Annotated in this window: 17 protein-coding genes and 2 riboswitches; of the genes, 6 read left to right on the forward strand and 11 right to left on the reverse strand. The window is 35.9% G+C overall.

The window, feature by feature from the left end; all coding sequences use genetic code 11:
• Nucleotides 1-23: 23 nt before the first annotated feature.
• On the reverse strand, nucleotides 24-215 hold the full coding sequence (locus tag AC1DKZ_RS24515) for a hypothetical protein (RefSeq protein WP_431183088.1): 192 nt from the start codon (nucleotides 213-215) through the stop codon (nucleotides 24-26).
• Between the two features lie 153 nt (nucleotides 216-368).
• Between AC1DKZ_RS24515 and AC1DKZ_RS24520 the strand changes: the two genes are divergently transcribed.
• Nucleotides 369-836, forward strand: a complete 468-nt coding sequence (locus tag AC1DKZ_RS24520; RefSeq protein WP_476997231.1) for a YusW family protein — start codon at nucleotides 369-371, stop codon at nucleotides 834-836.
• Nucleotides 837-860: 24 nt separating this feature from the next.
• Here AC1DKZ_RS24520 and AC1DKZ_RS24525 read toward each other — a convergent pair whose 3' ends face one another.
• The 5 genes from AC1DKZ_RS24525 to AC1DKZ_RS24545 are packed head-to-tail and all read right to left on the reverse strand — an operon-like array spanning nucleotide 861 to nucleotide 6,160.
• The gene (locus tag AC1DKZ_RS24525) at nucleotides 861-2,471 is read right to left on the reverse strand and encodes a peptide ABC transporter substrate-binding protein (RefSeq protein WP_476997232.1); all 1,611 of its coding nucleotides are present in this window, start codon (nucleotides 2,469-2,471) and stop codon (nucleotides 861-863) included.
• A gap of 13 nt (nucleotides 2,472-2,484) precedes the next feature.
• Nucleotides 2,485-3,258: an ABC transporter ATP-binding protein gene (locus AC1DKZ_RS24530; protein ID WP_012260192.1), complete on the reverse strand. Its 774-nt coding sequence runs from the start codon at nucleotides 3,256-3,258 to the stop codon at nucleotides 2,485-2,487.
• Entirely contained in the window at nucleotides 3,255-4,265 is a 1,011-nt protein-coding gene (locus tag AC1DKZ_RS24535; RefSeq protein ID WP_476997233.1) for an ABC transporter ATP-binding protein, read from the reverse strand. Before AC1DKZ_RS24535 ends, AC1DKZ_RS24530 begins: the two co-directional genes overlap by 4 nt.
• The gene (locus AC1DKZ_RS24540) at nucleotides 4,222-5,226 is read right to left on the reverse strand and encodes an ABC transporter permease (RefSeq protein ID WP_404457900.1); all 1,005 of its coding nucleotides are present in this window, start codon (nucleotides 5,224-5,226) and stop codon (nucleotides 4,222-4,224) included. The genes AC1DKZ_RS24535 and AC1DKZ_RS24540 overlap by 44 nt, the downstream gene beginning before the upstream one ends.
• 16 nt (nucleotides 5,227-5,242) lie before the next feature.
• Nucleotides 5,243-6,160 carry an ABC transporter permease gene (locus AC1DKZ_RS24545; RefSeq protein WP_476997234.1) on the reverse strand — a complete coding sequence of 306 codons (918 nt, stop codon included), beginning with the start codon at nucleotides 6,158-6,160 and terminating at the stop codon, nucleotides 5,243-5,245.
• Between the two features lie 137 nt (nucleotides 6,161-6,297).
• A riboswitch (SAM riboswitch) is annotated at nucleotides 6,298-6,402 on the reverse strand.
• 171 nt (nucleotides 6,403-6,573) lie between these two features.
• Between AC1DKZ_RS24545 and AC1DKZ_RS24550 the strand changes: the two genes are divergently transcribed.
• Nucleotides 6,574-6,828 carry a DUF3951 domain-containing protein gene (locus AC1DKZ_RS24550; protein ID WP_476997235.1) on the forward strand — a complete coding sequence of 85 codons (255 nt, stop codon included), beginning with the start codon at nucleotides 6,574-6,576 and terminating at the stop codon, nucleotides 6,826-6,828.
• Here the strand turns inward: AC1DKZ_RS24550 and AC1DKZ_RS24555 are convergent.
• From AC1DKZ_RS24555 to AC1DKZ_RS24575, 5 genes are all read right to left on the reverse strand, one after another.
• Nucleotides 6,807-7,310: a hypothetical protein gene (locus tag AC1DKZ_RS24555; protein ID WP_012260188.1), complete on the reverse strand. Its 504-nt coding sequence runs from the start codon at nucleotides 7,308-7,310 to the stop codon at nucleotides 6,807-6,809. The genes AC1DKZ_RS24550 and AC1DKZ_RS24555 overlap by 22 nt on opposite strands.
• Nucleotides 7,311-7,559: 249 nt before the next feature.
• Nucleotides 7,560-8,819 carry a multidrug effflux MFS transporter gene (locus AC1DKZ_RS24560; protein WP_088038167.1) on the reverse strand — a complete coding sequence of 420 codons (1,260 nt, stop codon included), beginning with the start codon at nucleotides 8,817-8,819 and terminating at the stop codon, nucleotides 7,560-7,562.
• 118 nt (nucleotides 8,820-8,937) lie between these two features.
• Entirely contained in the window at nucleotides 8,938-10,656 is a 1,719-nt protein-coding gene (locus AC1DKZ_RS24565; protein WP_476997241.1) for a DUF3981 domain-containing protein, read from the reverse strand.
• 90 nt (nucleotides 10,657-10,746) lie between these two features.
• Complete coding sequence (locus AC1DKZ_RS24570; protein WP_431183084.1) at nucleotides 10,747-11,280, reverse strand: MFS transporter; 534 nt, start codon at nucleotides 11,278-11,280, stop codon at nucleotides 10,747-10,749.
• Complete coding sequence (locus tag AC1DKZ_RS24575) at nucleotides 11,277-12,713, reverse strand: FAD-binding protein (RefSeq protein WP_476997236.1); 1,437 nt, start codon at nucleotides 12,711-12,713, stop codon at nucleotides 11,277-11,279. Before AC1DKZ_RS24575 ends, AC1DKZ_RS24570 begins: the two co-directional genes overlap by 4 nt.
• A gap of 200 nt (nucleotides 12,714-12,913) precedes the next feature.
• Between AC1DKZ_RS24575 and AC1DKZ_RS24580 the strand changes: the two genes are divergently transcribed.
• The 4 genes from AC1DKZ_RS24580 (at nucleotide 12,914) to AC1DKZ_RS24595 (ending at nucleotide 16,610) form a co-directional block, all read left to right on the forward strand.
• Nucleotides 12,914-13,822, forward strand: coding sequence for an NAD(P)-dependent alcohol dehydrogenase (locus AC1DKZ_RS24580; protein ID WP_219300655.1), 909 nt, complete (start codon nucleotides 12,914-12,916; stop codon nucleotides 13,820-13,822).
• Nucleotides 13,823-13,902: 80 nt separating this feature from the next.
• Nucleotides 13,903-14,016, forward strand: a riboswitch (SAM riboswitch).
• An 85-nt stretch (nucleotides 14,017-14,101) separates the two neighbouring features.
• Nucleotides 14,102-14,914 (forward strand): MetQ/NlpA family ABC transporter substrate-binding protein, encoded by an 813-nt coding sequence (locus AC1DKZ_RS24585; RefSeq protein WP_219300657.1) that lies wholly within the window; start codon nucleotides 14,102-14,104, stop codon nucleotides 14,912-14,914.
• Between the two features lie 12 nt (nucleotides 14,915-14,926).
• Nucleotides 14,927-15,967 (forward strand): methionine ABC transporter ATP-binding protein, encoded by a 1,041-nt coding sequence (locus AC1DKZ_RS24590; RefSeq protein ID WP_113938311.1) that lies wholly within the window; start codon nucleotides 14,927-14,929, stop codon nucleotides 15,965-15,967.
• Nucleotides 15,942-16,610 carry a methionine ABC transporter permease gene (locus AC1DKZ_RS24595; protein WP_404493373.1) on the forward strand — a complete coding sequence of 223 codons (669 nt, stop codon included), beginning with the start codon at nucleotides 15,942-15,944 and terminating at the stop codon, nucleotides 16,608-16,610. Before AC1DKZ_RS24590 ends, AC1DKZ_RS24595 begins: the two co-directional genes overlap by 26 nt.
• Nucleotides 16,611-16,648 lie beyond the last annotated feature (38 nt).

Raw genomic sequence — 16,648 nt, forward strand, 5'->3', positions numbered from 1 at the left:
TTATATTACTTTTCTAATAATTGTCAATAATTCTCTTTCCCATCTTTTTGTATTGAACCAAAACTCATCATAAATATAATCATAAACATCAAATATGTTTTCCACGTCAAAGAAGGTATATGCCCTGACCAAAGGTAACTAATTAAATAGTTGATTCCCCTAATACATGAAGATACTACTAGACTTATACTCATTAGTTTTACATATTTGAGCATACTTTTCCTCCTTACTTTTTTATTTTTCTACTTCTTCAAATTGCGCATTTACCCTTGAAGCTACGAGAAAATAATTTATTTTCAACACATACATAATTACATGATTTTGGGAAAAACTTGTATAGAACAAATTTACATAAGGAGGAATTTATAATGAGAATTTTACTATCAATTTTATTAGCTCTTATGCTAGTACCTGCATTAACAGGATGTAAAGCTCCTGCAAAAGAAGACACAACTTCTAATAAAAAGACTACAGAAGAGGCAAAAAACGAGGCTCCTGCTGATTTAAAGCTAAACTTCAATGAATTCGATTTAAAAGCGGACTATCAGGATACGAAGAAAGACTACGAAGCTGATTATAAAAATGTAGCAGCCGATAAAAAAATGGAAGCAAAAGTTGAAGACCATAACGCAGATGTAAAATTAACAGGCGACGAGGCTATTACAAAATTAAGCCCACTTCTACAAGAGTTGAAATTTGATAAAGATACTCCTGACCAAGAAGTAATTGATCAAGTAGTAAATGTATTCAAACTTGATAAAGACTATCAAAAATTCGCTTTAGAAGTTATCTTCTCTGATGGAACGAAAAAAGAATATAAGAAAGAAATAAAATAAAGAAGTAGGCGATTGCCTACTTCTTTATTTTTTAATTTTTACGTATCTTAGTTCTGGACTAGAATCAATAATGAATTGGACGCCAGATACTGATGATTTTTGTAAATACGAAGCACTTGGGAAAATAATTGGGATCAATGGTGTTTCATCAAACATAATGTCTTCTGCTTTATGCAATATATCAAAACGTTTATTTTCATCTTGTTCTGTTTTTGCTTGATTAATTAAATTATCAAATTCTTTATTGTACCACTTCGCATAGTTACTCGGACCATCACCTGCATATAATTCTAAACGGGCACTAGGGTCTAAGTTAGAACCTCCCCACCCCATATAAGCTAATTGGAAATCACTTTGCTTGTATGTGTCGATGTAACTCTTCCACTCTTTATTTTCTAATTTAATATCTACACCAAGGTTTTTCTTAAACATTTCTTGCATTGCTTCTGCTACTTTTTTATGTTGTGTATCTGTAGTGAATTTTAATGTTACTTCAGGTAATGTAGACCATCCTTGCTCTTTCATGCCTTCTTCTAATAATTTTTTCGCTTCCGCTGGATCAAATTTTACGTAATCGCCTTTTTCTTTACGGAAATCACGGCCGCCTTGTGTTTTTGCCCCTTCTGGAACAAAAGCATATGCTTCTTGTGCATTATTTTTATACAGTTTTTCAACGATAAACTTACGATCAACCGCTAATGAAAATGCTTTACGTACTTTTGCATTTGTAAACGGCTCTTTTTCTACGTTAAACGAATAAATATAAGATGAGAATCCTGCAACACGCTTATATTCTTTATTTCCTTTTTCTTTCTCAATCATCTCTTGTGGTAAACCACTTAATAAATCTAATTCTTTTGATTTAAATAATTGATACGCTGTTTTAGAGTCTGGAATAATACGAAACTCAATTTCTTTTAATGTTACCTTTTTATCATAGTATTCTTTATTTTTTTGTACTGTAATTGCTTGGTTATGCTTCCATTCTTTTAACGTGAATGGTCCGTTCGTAATTAACTCTTTTGGGTCTGTTTTTAATTTATTATTATCATCAATTGATTTTTTAGATAATGGAATAAATAATGAACTTGCTAACTTTTGTTTGAAAGAAGCAACTGGATATTCAAGTGTTACTTTTAACGTTTGAGGATTAACCACTTGAATCCCAACTTGTCCCTCTTCACCTTTTCCAGTATTATATACCTCTGCACCTTTAATAAAATACATTTCTGTCGCATTCATAGAACCCGTTTTCGGATTTAATAATCGCTTCCATGCAAACTCAAAATCATTTGCTGTAATAGGAGAACCATCTGACCATTTAATATCTTTCTTTAGATGAATTGTATATTCAGTCCCATCAGCATTTACTTCTTCTTTATCCGCTAACTCATTATGGATTTTCCCATTGTTATCCTCAGTATATAAACTTGAAAATAAGTTCCCAATTACATATCTCGAAGTAGTATCTGTCGCAATGGCAGAATCAAGCGTATACGGATCACTGCTAATATTCGTTACTAATCGATCCCCGTCTCCCTTACCAGCACTCGCCTTTTGCGTCTCTTTCTTACCGCAAGCAACAGAAGTGATCGCTAAAACAGTCATAATGACAAATAATAAAAACTTCTTCATCCTACATTCTCCTTTAACCTGAAATTTTTGGTGTTGATGCTAATAATGTTTTTGTATAAGAATGTTGTGGATTACGGAATACTTCGTCCGTATATCCAAATTCAACAAGTTCTCCTTTGTATAAGACAGCCACTTTTTCACATAAATAGTGAACCATCGGTAAATCATGTGCGATAAATAAATATGTATAGCCTTGTTCCTTTTGAATCTTTTGCAGCAAATGTATAATTTGGATTTGCAGTGAAACATCTAATGCTGAAATTGGTTCATCAAGGATTAATACTTCTGGCTCACATAATAGCGCTCTTGCAATGGCAATACGTTGACGTTGTCCACCGCTAAATTCGTGGGGATAACGATCAATATATCGTCTATCTAATCCAACACGCTCTAGTGCATCACCTGCGACTTTATCTTTCAATCCTTTATCGCCTAAACCGAATGAAATATAGCCTTCTGTTACAATATCGCGTACTTTCCAGCGCGGATTTAATGCAGCTGTGGAATCTTGAAAAATGAACTGTACTTTCTGCAAGAAATCCCGCTTATGAGCTGACTTCAGCTTGTGAACAACTTGACCGTTATAATCAATTTCACCAGACGTTGGACGCTCGATCCCAGCTATGAGCTTACCAAGTGTTGTCTTTCCAGAACCACTTTCTCCAATAATGCCAAGCGTTGTTCCTTTTGGGATAGAAAGTGATATACCTTTTAACGCTACGATTTCTTTATTTTTACTTCCATACGTTTTCGTTACTTGCTTTACAGTAATTAAATCTGTCGTCATGAGGCATTCACCCTCTCTTTTGGTTTCGCTTTATTATGCTCCAGAATATGCTGCCAGCAATGTGAACTATGCTCCTCAGAATATGTTGTTCTCTCTGGGAAGCGATGAATACATTCTTTTATCGCTACAGGACAACGATTCACAAACGGGCATCCAAAACTATTTAACGTTTCAATTGAAGGCGTTGTTCCCTCAATTGCTCTAAGTACCTTTTCTGAATCATCCATATTCGGAATTGCTTGCAATAAACTTTTTGTGTAAGGGTGCTTAGGTGAGCCAATTACTTCTTGAATCGTTCCTTTTTCAACAACACGTCCCCCGTACATAACTACTACTCGGTCAGCTACTTCACGTACAAGTGCCAAATCATGTGTAATTAATAAAATACTCGTATTTTGTTTTTCCTTTCTTTCTTTTAACAACTCCATAATTTGCTCTTGAATCGTTACATCTAATGCTGTTGTAGGTTCATCTGCAATAACGAGCTTCGGGTGACAAGCAAATGCAATTGCTAAACAAATACGCTGCCTCATCCCCCCACTCAACTGATACGGGTATTGTTCAAAGCGTTTCTCTGCTTCATGTATCCCTAAATCATTTAGTAAGTTAATTGCAATTTCTTTTGCCTCTTTTTTCGATTTCTTTTCATGCTGCACAATTACTTCTGTAATTTGTCTTCCCACCCTCATCGTCGGATTTAAAGATGAAAGCGGGTCCTGAAAGATAAAGGAAATATCTTTCCCGCGAATTTGATTCCATTCTGATTCTTGTAAATCCGTTAATTCCTTTGATTGGAAAGATATATTTCCATCATCAATATGAATCGATTCTTGATTTAAGCCGATAATTGATTGTGCTGTAACACTTTTCCCTGAACCACTTTCTCCGACAAGTGCAACTATTTCACCTTCGTTAATAGAAAAGGAAACATGCTTCACAATTGCTTGCTTACTATTCTCTTTTTCAACGGCCAACGTTACGTTTTCTAAAGATAAGATTTGTGCCATGTTTTTTCTCCTTTCGATTACGTTTTACGATTTTYGGATCAATCGCATCTTGCAAACCATCACCAATCGCATTAAATGCGAACATGATGAGTGCAATCATGATTGCCGGGAAGAAAAGTTGCCACCACTCTCCGCTTAGTAATGTCCCGAGTGCATCGTTTGTCATCGTGCCCCAGCTCGCTGCTGGTGATTGTACTCCAAGTCCGATAAAACTTAAAAATGATTCTGAGAAAATAGCTGCTGGAATTGTAAATGATAAATTTACGATAATAATCCCTGTTAAGTTTGGAATTAAATGTCCGTATATAATTTTCATATGAGGTGTACCTAATCGCTCTGCTGCAATAACAAATTCTCTTTGTTTCAATGAAAGTACTTGCGCTCGAATGAGACGTGCCATGCCAATCCATCCCGTTAACGCAAGAGCTATAATAATTGTAAAAAGTCCTGGTTTCATAATGATTAGTAGTAAAATAACAATCAGTAAATATGGGATACCGTATAACACTTCAATCCCTCTTATAATCCACTCATCAATTAACGTTCCAAGACGATTACGTCCTCTCACATATCCACTAAAGCCACCGATAAGTACACCAAGCCCTATATCAAGAGCTGCTGCTACCAATCCAACTGTTAATGAAATTTTCCCACCAGCCCAAGTACGCGCCCAAATATCTCTCCCTAAATCGTCTGTTCCGAACCAATGCTCACTACTAGGCGGTAAATTAGTTGCTTCTTTTACTTGTTCACTCGCAGTAAATGGCGTTAAACTTTCGCCAATAAGCGAGAAAACAATAATTAGTAATAACGTCACTGCCCCTAAAACTGCTATAGGGTTTGATATAAACTTGCGAAACACTTCCTTTTTCCGGCTAATCGTTTGCTGATCTTTATTTATCGTTAATTCTTTTTTCTCTTCATTCGTTAATAACTGGTCATTAATGTCATAAGCCCCCATTTAAACATCACCCTCCTTACGTAATAGAACGAATGCGCGGATCAACAATACGATGAATGATATCTGTAATAAAAATACATACAATTAATAGCGCACTATAGAAAATGGTTGTTCCCATAATCACCGGATAATCTCGGTTGAAAATACTGTCTACAAAATATTTTCCTAAACCAGGAATTGAAAAGATTTTTTCAATAACGAAAGTCCCTGTTAAAAGTCCAGCCATTAATGGGCCAACAAATGTAAGTACTGGAACAATCGCATTTCGAAGAGCATGTCTTATAATGATTTTCTTAATTGGTATACCTTTCGCTCTCGCTAGCTTAATATAATCACTCTGCAAAACTTCAATCATATTAGAGCGAACAAATCTTGTAATAACTGCGATTGGTCCTAACGCTAATGCGAAGGAGGGTAATACAGTATGCTCAAATGTTCCCCAAGACGCCACTGGTAGTAATTCAAATTGGATGGCGAATACTTGTATAAATAGTGGTGCTAAAATAAAACTAGGAATAGAAATACCGAGAATCGCAAGCAAGCTCACACTATAATCAATCATTTTCCCATGATATAGCGCGGCAAATGTACCTGCGGCAATTCCGACTAACAATGAAATAACAAGTGCTTGTAAACCAATAATTGCCGACGGTCCAAAACCAGTTGTTATAATTTCCGATACACCTTGACCTGTCGATTGAACAGATTCACCAAAATCAAAATGAACTACCCCATCCAAATAAGCAACATATTGATTCCATAACGGTTCATCAAGGTGATACTTCGCTCTCATGTTTTGTATTACTTCTTCAGGAAAGATTTTCGCATCTGATGAAAACGGATCACCTGGAATAATATGCATAATTAAAAATGTTACTGTCGTAATGACCCATAGCGTGAATACCATAACCGATAGTTTTTTAATAACATACACTTCAATAACCCCCTAAACAAATGAATTTACTTTGTTTTATTGACATATTTATTGCCATTACTCCTTCTCTACTTCTTAAAACACAAAAAGCCTTGATCTTAAAAAATAAGATCAAGGCTTAATAAAACTATGCCCATCACTTATCTTTCAAGACTTGCTTGCTGGAATTAGCACGGTGTTCTATTACAGAACCCGCTGCTGAGGTGTCATAGGGCCAGTCCCTCTACCTCTCTGGATAAGTAAATTGCTATATTATTATTTGGTTCAAATTGTATATTTTGAATTATAATTCTGAAAAAATGAAAAATCAATCTAATTGGATATATTTAGAAAAATCAGTTTTTGATGGTGTTATTTCTTAAAATCACTACTTTAGCTTATAATAAAATTAATTACTTTCAAGGAGTTATAAAATGGATCCACTACTTCTGGCTACTATAGGATTGCCATTAACAATCGTCATACTCGTCATCATCGGCTTCTATAAACTCTTCATTAAAAAGAAAAGCATCACTTCTTTTTACACTCCATTCGATAATATTACTGGACAAACAATTTCAGAATTTCACGAAGAACAGAAGATATTAGTATCCGAGGATGAAGACGGAGATGGTAAGAAAAAAAATAACCTTGCGCATGCGCAAGGTTATTTTTTCGCCTCTGTTTGAAAGCGTTTATAATATGTTGATGCTGTTGAAAAATGAATTTCTATATCACGAATCAACGATGAGTCTTCTTCTGCTGCTAACTTCTGCAATTTTTTCATTGCTTGTTCTGATTCATTTAAGAAACCAACATATAGTTCATGTTCGTCCTCTTTCGACTTCGGCACACGAATTTCTTTACGCATATGATCAATATCTTCTAACATGCCCGTTGTTACCATTCGCACGTCTTCTTTATATTTAGCATTAGTTATTTCCTTACCGCCCTTTTCTTTTGCCACTTCAAATAACTGTAACGTTTTATTAATTTCTTTGTTCATCTTCACATCATACTTTTCATGTAACTCGTTATATACTTTCATATCTTCTGTTTGCTCAGTAGATTGCTCTACCTTTTCTTTTGGTTCTTTCGTGTCTTTATTTCCATTACATCCCGCTAGAAGGAGCATACCCCCAAGCATAGCAATACCGAAAACCTTCTTCATCTCTTATTCTCCTTTTATCTACAGCTATTACTCATTATAGTTTCTTTTATCTCCACTTGTTATTATACCGAGAACGCCTTACTTTTTACACTTAAGACGATACCTTAATATACATACCTACATTTTTGTCACAGTATCGTCACTTTATGCAAATAACTTTTGCATCACCTTACAACGCTGTATGAGTTATTTCAAAGAAATGAAAAAAGAGCTGATTCAAAACATGTTTGAATCAGCTCTTTTTATGAATTAAGCCTCTAAATTTTGTCTTTGTTGCAGTTCAAACTGCTTCTCACTTCTTCTGGCCATAAATAGATAACATAACACAGCACCAATTTCACAAAGCGCTATCACAACCCCCATCGGTAATGCGGTATTGCTTCCGCCAATACCTACTAATGGTGCAACAAGTGCTCCTGAAATGAACTGTAATAAACCTAGTAAAGCTGATGCTGTTCCTGCTGCTTGTTTTTGATTTCTCATCGCTAACGAGAAGCCGGTTGTTGATACAACCCCAACACTTGATACAACAAGAAATAGCGAGCATAAAACACCGATTAGCCCTATTCCAAGTGCGATTGTAAGTAGTAATGATAGACCGCCAACAGCCGCAATAATAATACCAGCAACAAATAAAGTTTTCTCATTAACTTTCCCCGCTAAGCGGCCAGTAACTTGGCTAGCAATAATAATACCAATACCGTTAATTGCAAAGAACAAACTAAACTGTTGTGGTGATGCCCCGTATATATTTTGCAACACGAACGGTGAACCAGAAATATAAGCAAACATTGCAGCTGTTACTAACCCTTGCGACAATGCATATCCCATAAATAAACGATCTTTCAAAAGCTTTCCGTATGTTGCCAGCGTTCCTGATAATCCACCTGTCTCTCTTTCTTCAGGAGGTAATGTTTCACGTAATACGAAAGTAGCTGATATTAGCATGAATACACTAATTGCTCCAAGCACGATAAAGACGCCGCGCCATGATGTGAACTGTAATAATTGTCCTCCAATAATCGGTGCCAAAATAGGTGCTGCCCCGTTTACTAACATAAGTAATGAGAAAAACTTCGTCATTTCAGAACCTGAATACATATCGCGTACCATTGCACGTGATATAACAATACCAGCAGATCCTGAAGCACCTTGTAAGAAACGTAAAAGCACTAAACTCCAAATAGATGGTGCAACAGCACAAAGTAACGAAGAAGCAACATAAATAATAAGAGCGATAATAAGAGGTTTGCGCCTTCCGTAAATGTCACTGATTGAACCAATAAATAACTGCCCTACTGAAAGCCCAAGCAGACAAGCAGTTAATGTAAGCTGCGCGAGGGATGCACCCGTTTGTAAATCATCCGTTAACTTTGGTAAAGAAGGCAAATACATATCAATAGATAATGGCCCAATTGCCGTAAGTGTCCCTAATACAAGAATCATCCATAACCTGTTTGTCTTTACAGGTTTATATACTTCGTGATTAACTCCATTCACTTTTTCCATTCACCCTTTCATATAAATACTCAATCGTAACAATTATAGTTACAACATAAATATACGTCAAGTATACCGTATTTTCCTGTTTAATAATGTAAAAAAAAGCGATAGAATCTCTATCGCTTTACTTTTTCAAATTACTATTTGTAAATTTAGATACAGATGCCATCATTTCTCCTGTGTCTAAATATGTGATTTGAATTGGATCTCCTATTTCTGTAAACATTGCATATGGGAATTTCTTCGCCGGTACCATGAATACTTTTTGCTCGTTTTCTAATAGTACGTACACAATCGTATTTTCACCTGATTTTTCTTTATACACACGTTGTACAGTACCTTCTTTTTGCGCTTCTTTCCCATTTGAAGTCGGTCTAAATGAATCACCACTTCCGCTCAGCGCATTTTTATAATTCTCAAGTGCTTCTTTTTGCGTTGAACCTGTTGCAAACACTTTTGCATTAGAAGCATATATGACAGTATGAGCACGTACTAATCCGCCGTCATCAATAACCGGTACAATCCAAGAAGGTTTACCATATACGTTATAAATAACCGGCATTGTTCCATGCCATTTCTCTCTCTTAAAGGAATTATCCACTACTTCTGTAGCAGCCGAACCGTCCATAATTCCCTTCACTTCTTTTCCGTTATAGTAATACAACTTTCCTGTACGTGCATCAACTAATGAGTAACCGAGAGCAGAATCTACTCCTTCTTTCGGAGAGGTAAAGTCTGTAAAGTAATACAATTTACCATCCTTCCCGAAGATTGGCGTAACGCCTTCCTTCGTCCCCCACTCAGTCGGCATCTTCATGTCAGTTTGTGAGAATTTCGTATTCCAAAATCCGTGAATATATTTTCCGAAGTACGTATTTAACGTAGATGCTGTTTCATGATTTAATACACCATCAATGAATTTAGGTGCATTCCCTTTATCATATCGTTTCACATCACCTGTTTGTGCATCAACAACGACAACGCCTTCTACTTCAAACCCTGATCTTCCTGAAATAAACTCACCGTATGTCATTGTATAATACGGTTTCCCTTTATCATCAACTTCAAATTTTGGTTTCCCTTTAAAAACTAAATCTGGCTCTGCTTTTCGAACGACACGTTCTAATTTATTACCGAAAAACATGCTTGGTACATACTTCATTTTATATCCAAGATGTAATTTCGCTTCCGCATCAGGATTTGTACCTGACATTGTTACGTAACCTGGAATTGTTTCCGCTTTACGTGCTTTAAAAAATCCCGAAACTTCTATCGGTGCTACATACAAGGCTTCACCATTTACCATTTGTGGCGTTAATTCCCCTAGCTCAAAATAAGCTACTTTCGGAATATCACCAAATACCTTTTTCATTTTATTCTCCGCTGTTTTAGGCGGAACTGTAAACGGTTGGTCATTTTCAGTAAATGGCTCTGAAATATCTTTCTCTACCTTCACGACCGAATCATATTTCTTTTGCGAGATTACTATATCGTGCAAATAACCAAAATAGCCGTAACTTGCGAGTAAAACGAACATTAGAAGTCCTTTTAGCGTACCTTCTAATTTCCCTACCTGCTCTTGTGAGAATAAAACAAGCCCAATTAAAATCGCTACTGCAACAGAATAATGAGTAAGAATAGAATCTGCTCGATCATCAATTAGCCAGAAATATTCATAGATTGCAATACCTATCCAAAATAAAACAGGAATAACTAAAATAGATGATTTCTTACCCTTTACAACTTTCTCATTTCCTCCTTTATCCACCGCGCGAATTTTATTACCGCTTCTAGTCCATGGAATCAAAAATAAAGTGAGAATAGCTAAAACTATAAATTTCATCAAAGGCAATGTCCCCTTTTCTTTTGTCTTCTCCATAAGTATAACAAATAAAGGGTAATCAGGTAAAAATGGGAATAGAAATACTTTTAATTACTTATCACCGCGGCTTAATACAAATCCACTAACTACATATAAAACTGAAGCAATGTAAAAAATAGTCCCTATCGTAAAGAAGTCCACTAGGTAACCAGTTGCAATTATAGCTACTGCTCCTCCAACCGATGTCCACACATGATATTTTCCAATTTCATAACCAGCTTTTTTCTGTTCTACCTTTCGTGCTAACGACGTCTTCTCCGTATTGCGCTGCACAGCACCTAAAATACCCATTAAAATTTGGAGAATGTATACATGCCAAACTTCTGTTGCAATAGGGAAAAAAAGCATTAATATAGCCATGGACCATGCGTATATAATTAATAACTTTCTATCACCTACCCTATCAGAGATTCTTCCAACTAACGGATATACTAGAGCTGAAGTTAAGGCAAATAAGCCGTACGCCCAGCCAAATTGCGAGAAACTATTTCCTACATTTCGAAGCAATAGTATATAAAAAGGAAATACCATACTACCCGCCATCATAATAATGCTTTGTGAGGCTACAAATCTTCTATATGTCATTTGCTATACTCCTTATAAAATAAATTCACAAACCTTTCCTCTGGGTCTACTTCCTTCTTCTTCTGAAGGAATTCTTCTATGCGAGGATACGCTTTCTTTAGTTGCTCCTTTTCCGGATAAGAATAATACGGTAAATAATAACTTCCATTATGCTTTAACGTAACATCAATCATCTTTTGAATGACCACTTTTGTTTTCTTTATTTCATCTTCAGAACGCCCTTGATTAATTAGAAGCACAAGCGCAAACATATCATCTTTCGCATAAGATAGCACCGCATTCTCATTCTTTTCTACATAGCGGATTGTGATGTTAAGAAGGTTTAATTCCTCTTCATTTAAAACACTTCGCAAATCATCTATATACTCTGCAAAACCATCTATCGGTACAAAGTACTCTTGTAAAACTTCGGTCAAGTTTGGATTATCGTATTCCATAAAAGCACTATCAGATCTCATTACGTTATTTCGAGTTTCGTACTTACCATCTGTACGTTCAAAATAACTTCTTTGTATATCCCAAAATGCGCCCTTTCCCCAGTCACTATAACGTGATAACCCAAGTAAGAATTTCGGCGCAGCTATAATATTTTCTTCTTTTAATTTGCTGTACTCTCCCAGCTTCTGTTGATCTTCTGCCAGTACATAATCTGTCACATACATTTCTTTTAAAAATGAATTTGGGGCAACAGAAATACGTGCTAAATGCATACGTATATTCTCGTCCCTTCGCACTTTATTCTTAAAGTATGAAGAGTATTCTTTATAATCTAGTACCTTCGTGTCCGTTTCATACAATTCATCGTTTGTTAACTGTAGCGTCACATCTAAAATCACACCAAATAATCCATATCCTCCAATTACATACGGAAACAAGTCAGCATTTTCTTCTCTATTTACATTACGCACCGTACCATCTGCCATTAACAATCTGAACGACTCTACTGTATCAATCAATGCTTCATGACGAATATCACGCCCATGTACATTTACACTTAATGAACCACCAACAGTAAAAATATTTTGAGATTGCATCACTTGAACTGCAAGACCATATGGATTGATTTTCTTTTGAATGTCATTCCATGTGACACCACTTTGCACCCTAATCCTCTTCTTCTCCGGATCGAATTCTAATATTTCATTATATCCTTTCATATCAAGCATCGTACCGTTCGGATAATACGTCTGTCCGCCTTGGCTATGTTGCATACCTGCAATAGAAATCTTCTCTCCAGAAACAGTTGCATCTTGTACTAACTTTTTTAATGAACTTTCATCCTCAGCATTTTCAACACGTTTAATTTTCGTTGGAAGCAACTTCCCTACATCACTCATAATAGGATGATCCAGTTGCTCTTTGTATGTATATATAGAAGTCGCGAGCAACACTGTATACGCTACAATAACAACTACTATCTTTCTTTTTTCCAAATGGCACTCTCCTCGTTTGAAATTCTAATCTCACTAGTACTTCTCTCTATTCTTATTGTACCTACTTTCTTAAAAGGAAAATACTACACTGTAAAAAAGAACTAGCTTTCTTTTACTTATTATGAAGTGAAACTATAAGCATGATTTAAAAAATATTTAAATATGATGTAGAGGAAAATAACTTAATTCAGGAGGTCGCTATGAAAGCAATTATTTGCACAAAATACGGGCCACCTAACGTTCTCAAGCTTCAAGACGTAAAGAAACCCACTCCTAAAAAGAATGAAGTGTTAGTTAAGATTCACGCAACAAGTGTAACAACTGGAGATTGTAGAATGCGAAGCTTTACTAGTCCCCTTTTATTTTGGATTCCTATGCGAATTGTATTAGGTTTTAGGAAACCGAGAAAGCCTATACTCGGTGTAGAGTTATCTGGTGAAATTGAGGAAGTAGGAACAGATGTAACTCAATTCAAAAAGGGGGATCACATCTTTGCATTAACAGGACTTAACGTTGGTGGTTATGCTGAATACACATGTGTACATGAAAGCGGATTGATAGCATTAAAACCTACCAATGTGACGTATGATGAAGCTGCAGTTATTCCTTTCGGCGGAACTTCAGCATTACATTTTTTGAGAAAAGGACACATAAAAAAAGGACAGCAAGTACTTATATATGGCGCTTCCGGATCAGTAGGTACTGCCGCTGTACAACTTGCTAAATATTTCGGCGCGACTGTTACAGCTGTTTGTAGTAATTCAAATTTTGAGCTAGTGCAATCTTTAGGGGCTGATAACGTAATTGATTATATGAAAGAAGATTTTGCTGAACGAGGCGAACGCTACGATATTATATTTGATGCAGTTGGAAAGTATAAAAAATCCCTTTGTGAAAGAGCGTTAACGCCTAATGGAAAATACGTATCTGTTAATGGAACAATGGCAAAGGTCAGTAAAGACGATATGAACCTATTAAAACAACTAGCTGAAACAGAAAAGCTAAAACCTGTTATTGATAGAACTTACCGATTGGAAGAAGTTTCAGAAGCTCATACGTATGTAGAGATGGGACATAAGAAAGGCAATGTTTCGATTACCTTAAAATAAAATATATTCAGAAAATAACATTGACAATTCCTTTTGTAAGATTTACTATTAGTACCATATTTAAAAACTACATACACATACTCTTATCAAGAGTGGCGGAGGGACTGGCCCGATGATGCCCGGCAACCGAGCTTATAACGTATAAGCTAAGGTGCTAATTCCTGCAGAACGATTTTCGTTTTGGAAGATAAGAGAGGAACCTATTTCGTCTATTCGGCACCTCTCTTATTTTTGAGAGGTGCTTTTTATTTTGGAACGTATATTAAGGGGGAATTATAGATGAAAAAGATATTATTAAGTATTGTAAGTGGAGCTGTATTATTGTTAGGCGCATGTGGTGCTAATTCGGATAAAGAGGTAAAAGCATTAGATGAGAAAAAGATTACAGTTGGTGTAACAGGCGGACCGCATGAACAAATTTTTGAAAAGGTGAAAGAAGTTGCAGCAAAAGATGGCCTCCAAATCGATATAAAGGTATTTAATGATTATGTAGCACCAAACGTATCTTTAGATGAAAAAAGCCTCGATGTAAATAGCTACCAAACAAAATCTTATTTAGACGTATTTAAAGCTGAACGTAATATGAAATTAACTGAAGTATTTTCCACAGTAACATTCCCTATGGGTATATACTCTAAAAACTTAAAAGATGTAAAAGAATTAAAAGAGGGCGACGCAATTGCTGTCCCAAATGACCCAACAAATGAGTTGCGTGCTTTAAAGCTATTTGAAAAAGCAGGTGTTTTAAAAGTTGATCCAAAAGCTACAGAAAAAGCGACTGCAAAAGATGTAATTGAAAATCCGAAAAATTTAAAGATTGTTGAATTAGAGGCATCTCAATTACCAACGCAGCTAAGTGAAGTGAAGGCAGCTGCGATTAATACAAACTTTGCATTAGGTGCAAAATTAAGTCCAGCAAAAGATTCTATTTTCCGCGAGGGAAAAGATTCACCATATGTGAACTGGGTCGTTGTTCGTACTGAAAATAAAGATGATGCTGTTGTAAATAAATTAAAGAAAGCTTATCAATCTAAAGAAGTAAAAGATTTCATTGAGAAAAAATTCGATGGTTCTGTTTTACCGTCTTGGTAGGAGCTGACTATAATGATTGAATTAAAAAACATCTCCAAAGTATTTTCAACAAAAAAAGGGAATGTTGAGGCCCTTAAACCAACTTCCCTTAAAGTAAAAAAGGGTGAAGTATTTGGAATCATCGGATATAGCGGCGCTGGTAAAAGTACATTAATTCGTTGTGTAAATTTATTAGAAAAACCAACGACAGGAAATATCATTATAAACGAACAAGATTTAACAACCTTATCGACGAAAGAACTCGCAAAAGCGAGACAAAAAATCGGCATGATTTTTCAAGGATTCAATTTACTTAAAACCGTTACCGTTTATGAAAACATCGCACTACCCTTACGCCTATCTGGTCTTCCCAAAAATGAAATTGCAAAAAGGGTAGAAAAGTATTTACGCATTGTTGATCTCTTTAATAAAAAAGATGCCTATCCAAGTGAATTATCTGGTGGTCAAAAACAACGTGTAGCAATCGCTCGCGCACTATCTCATGAGCCAGAAGTTTTATTAAGTGATGAAGCAACGAGCGCATTAGATCCGGAAACGACCGATTCTATTCTTGATTTATTATTAAAGATCAACGAAGAAATCGGAATTACGATTTTGCTAATTACACACGAAATGAATGTCATCCAGCGTATTTGTGACCAAGTTGCTGTAATGGAACATGGATCTGTCGTTGAAAGTGGAACAGTGAAGGACATTTTTACAGATCCACAACATGTAACAACGAAGAAATTTGTAAATAGCGCGTTTGCAGCTAAAATTCCAGAAGAGGTACAGAAAGAACTACAAAGCACCGGGGAAATCGTAACACTTTCATTTATAGGAACCGCTTCAGGAGAACCAGCGTTAGCTGTCGCTACAAAACGTTTCCACGTATATCCTAATATTTTATCAGGCAATATTACGCAGTTAAAACATGAGGCATATGGGAAACTGGTCGTTCATATGCAAGGTGAAAAAAGTGAAGTACACCGTGCCTTATCATTTTTACAAGAACAAGGAATTATCGTAGAAGGAGGTAGAACAGATTATGGGAAACAAGTCCTTTTTGGATGAGTGGGGTAACGTAATATGGGAAGCAACAATTCAAACCTTTCAAATGACATCTATTTCACTACTTATCTCTATTCTTATTGCATTACCACTCGGCGTCACACTTGTTTTAACGAGACCTGGTGGACAGCGAGAAAATAAAATTATCTATCCTATTCTTAATACAGTTATTAATATCATTCGTTCTCTTCCATTTATCATTCTATTATTCTTCATTTTACCTTTTACAAAGTTTCTAATGGGAACGTCCATTGGCGTACAAGGTGTTATCGTACCACTTGTTGTCTTCACAGCCCCTTACATTGCCCGTTTAATGGAAACTGCTTTATTAGAAGTGGACCGTGGTGTCATTGAAGCATATCAAGCAATGGGAGTCTCTACTTTAAAAATCATTTGGCACGTTATGATTAAAGAAGCTCGCCCGTCTCTCGTACTTGGATTAACAATCGCAACGATCGGCTTAATCGGTGCAACAGCAATGGCTGGACTTGTAGGTGCTGGCGGCCTTGGTGATTTAGCATATCGATTCGGGCATTTACGCTACGAACCTGAAGTAATGTATGCAACAGTCTTTATTTTGATTATCCTCGTTCAAGGATTACAGTCATTAGGGAATGGTATAGCACGAAGATTGAAGAAAGATTAAAAAGAAGGTATCTCACTGAAATGAGATACCTTCTTTTT

Source organism: Bacillus sp. 05T21, assembly GCF_056396785.1.

Excerpts from the sequence above, each read along its gene's own strand:
- AC1DKZ_RS24515 (WP_431183088.1), bottom strand. The coding sequence starts at position 215 with ATGCTCAAATATGTAAAACTAATGAGTATAAGTCTAGTAGTATCTTCA.
- AC1DKZ_RS24555 (WP_012260188.1), bottom strand. The coding sequence starts at position 7,310 with ATGAAGAAGGTTTTCGGTATTGCTATGCTTGGGGGTATGCTCCTTCTA.
- AC1DKZ_RS24525 (WP_476997232.1), bottom strand. The coding sequence starts at position 2,471 with ATGAAGAAGTTTTTATTATTTGTCATTATGACTGTTTTAGCGATCACT.
- AC1DKZ_RS24565 (WP_476997241.1), bottom strand. The coding sequence starts at position 10,656 with ATGAAATTTATAGTTTTAGCTATTCTCACTTTATTTTTGATTCCATGG.
- AC1DKZ_RS24520 (WP_476997231.1), top strand. The coding sequence starts at position 369 with ATGAGAATTTTACTATCAATTTTATTAGCTCTTATGCTAGTACCTGCA.
- AC1DKZ_RS24550 (WP_476997235.1), top strand. The coding sequence starts at position 6,574 with ATGGATCCACTACTTCTGGCTACTATAGGATTGCCATTAACAATCGTC.
- AC1DKZ_RS24560 (WP_088038167.1), bottom strand. The coding sequence starts at position 8,819 with ATGGAAAAAGTGAATGGAGTTAATCACGAAGTATATAAACCTGTAAAG.
- AC1DKZ_RS24595 (WP_404493373.1), top strand. The coding sequence starts at position 15,942 with ATGGGAAACAAGTCCTTTTTGGATGAGTGGGGTAACGTAATATGGGAA.
- AC1DKZ_RS24535 (WP_476997233.1), bottom strand. The coding sequence starts at position 4,265 with ATGGCACAAATCTTATCTTTAGAAAACGTAACGTTGGCCGTTGAAAAA.
- AC1DKZ_RS24580 (WP_219300655.1), top strand. The coding sequence starts at position 12,914 with ATGAAAGCAATTATTTGCACAAAATACGGGCCACCTAACGTTCTCAAG.
- AC1DKZ_RS24530 (WP_012260192.1), bottom strand. The coding sequence starts at position 3,258 with ATGACGACAGATTTAATTACTGTAAAGCAAGTAACGAAAACGTATGGA.
- AC1DKZ_RS24570 (WP_431183084.1), bottom strand. The coding sequence starts at position 11,280 with ATGACATATAGAAGATTTGTAGCCTCACAAAGCATTATTATGATGGCG.
- AC1DKZ_RS24585 (WP_219300657.1), top strand. The coding sequence starts at position 14,102 with ATGAAAAAGATATTATTAAGTATTGTAAGTGGAGCTGTATTATTGTTA.
- AC1DKZ_RS24590 (WP_113938311.1), top strand. The coding sequence starts at position 14,927 with ATGATTGAATTAAAAAACATCTCCAAAGTATTTTCAACAAAAAAAGGG.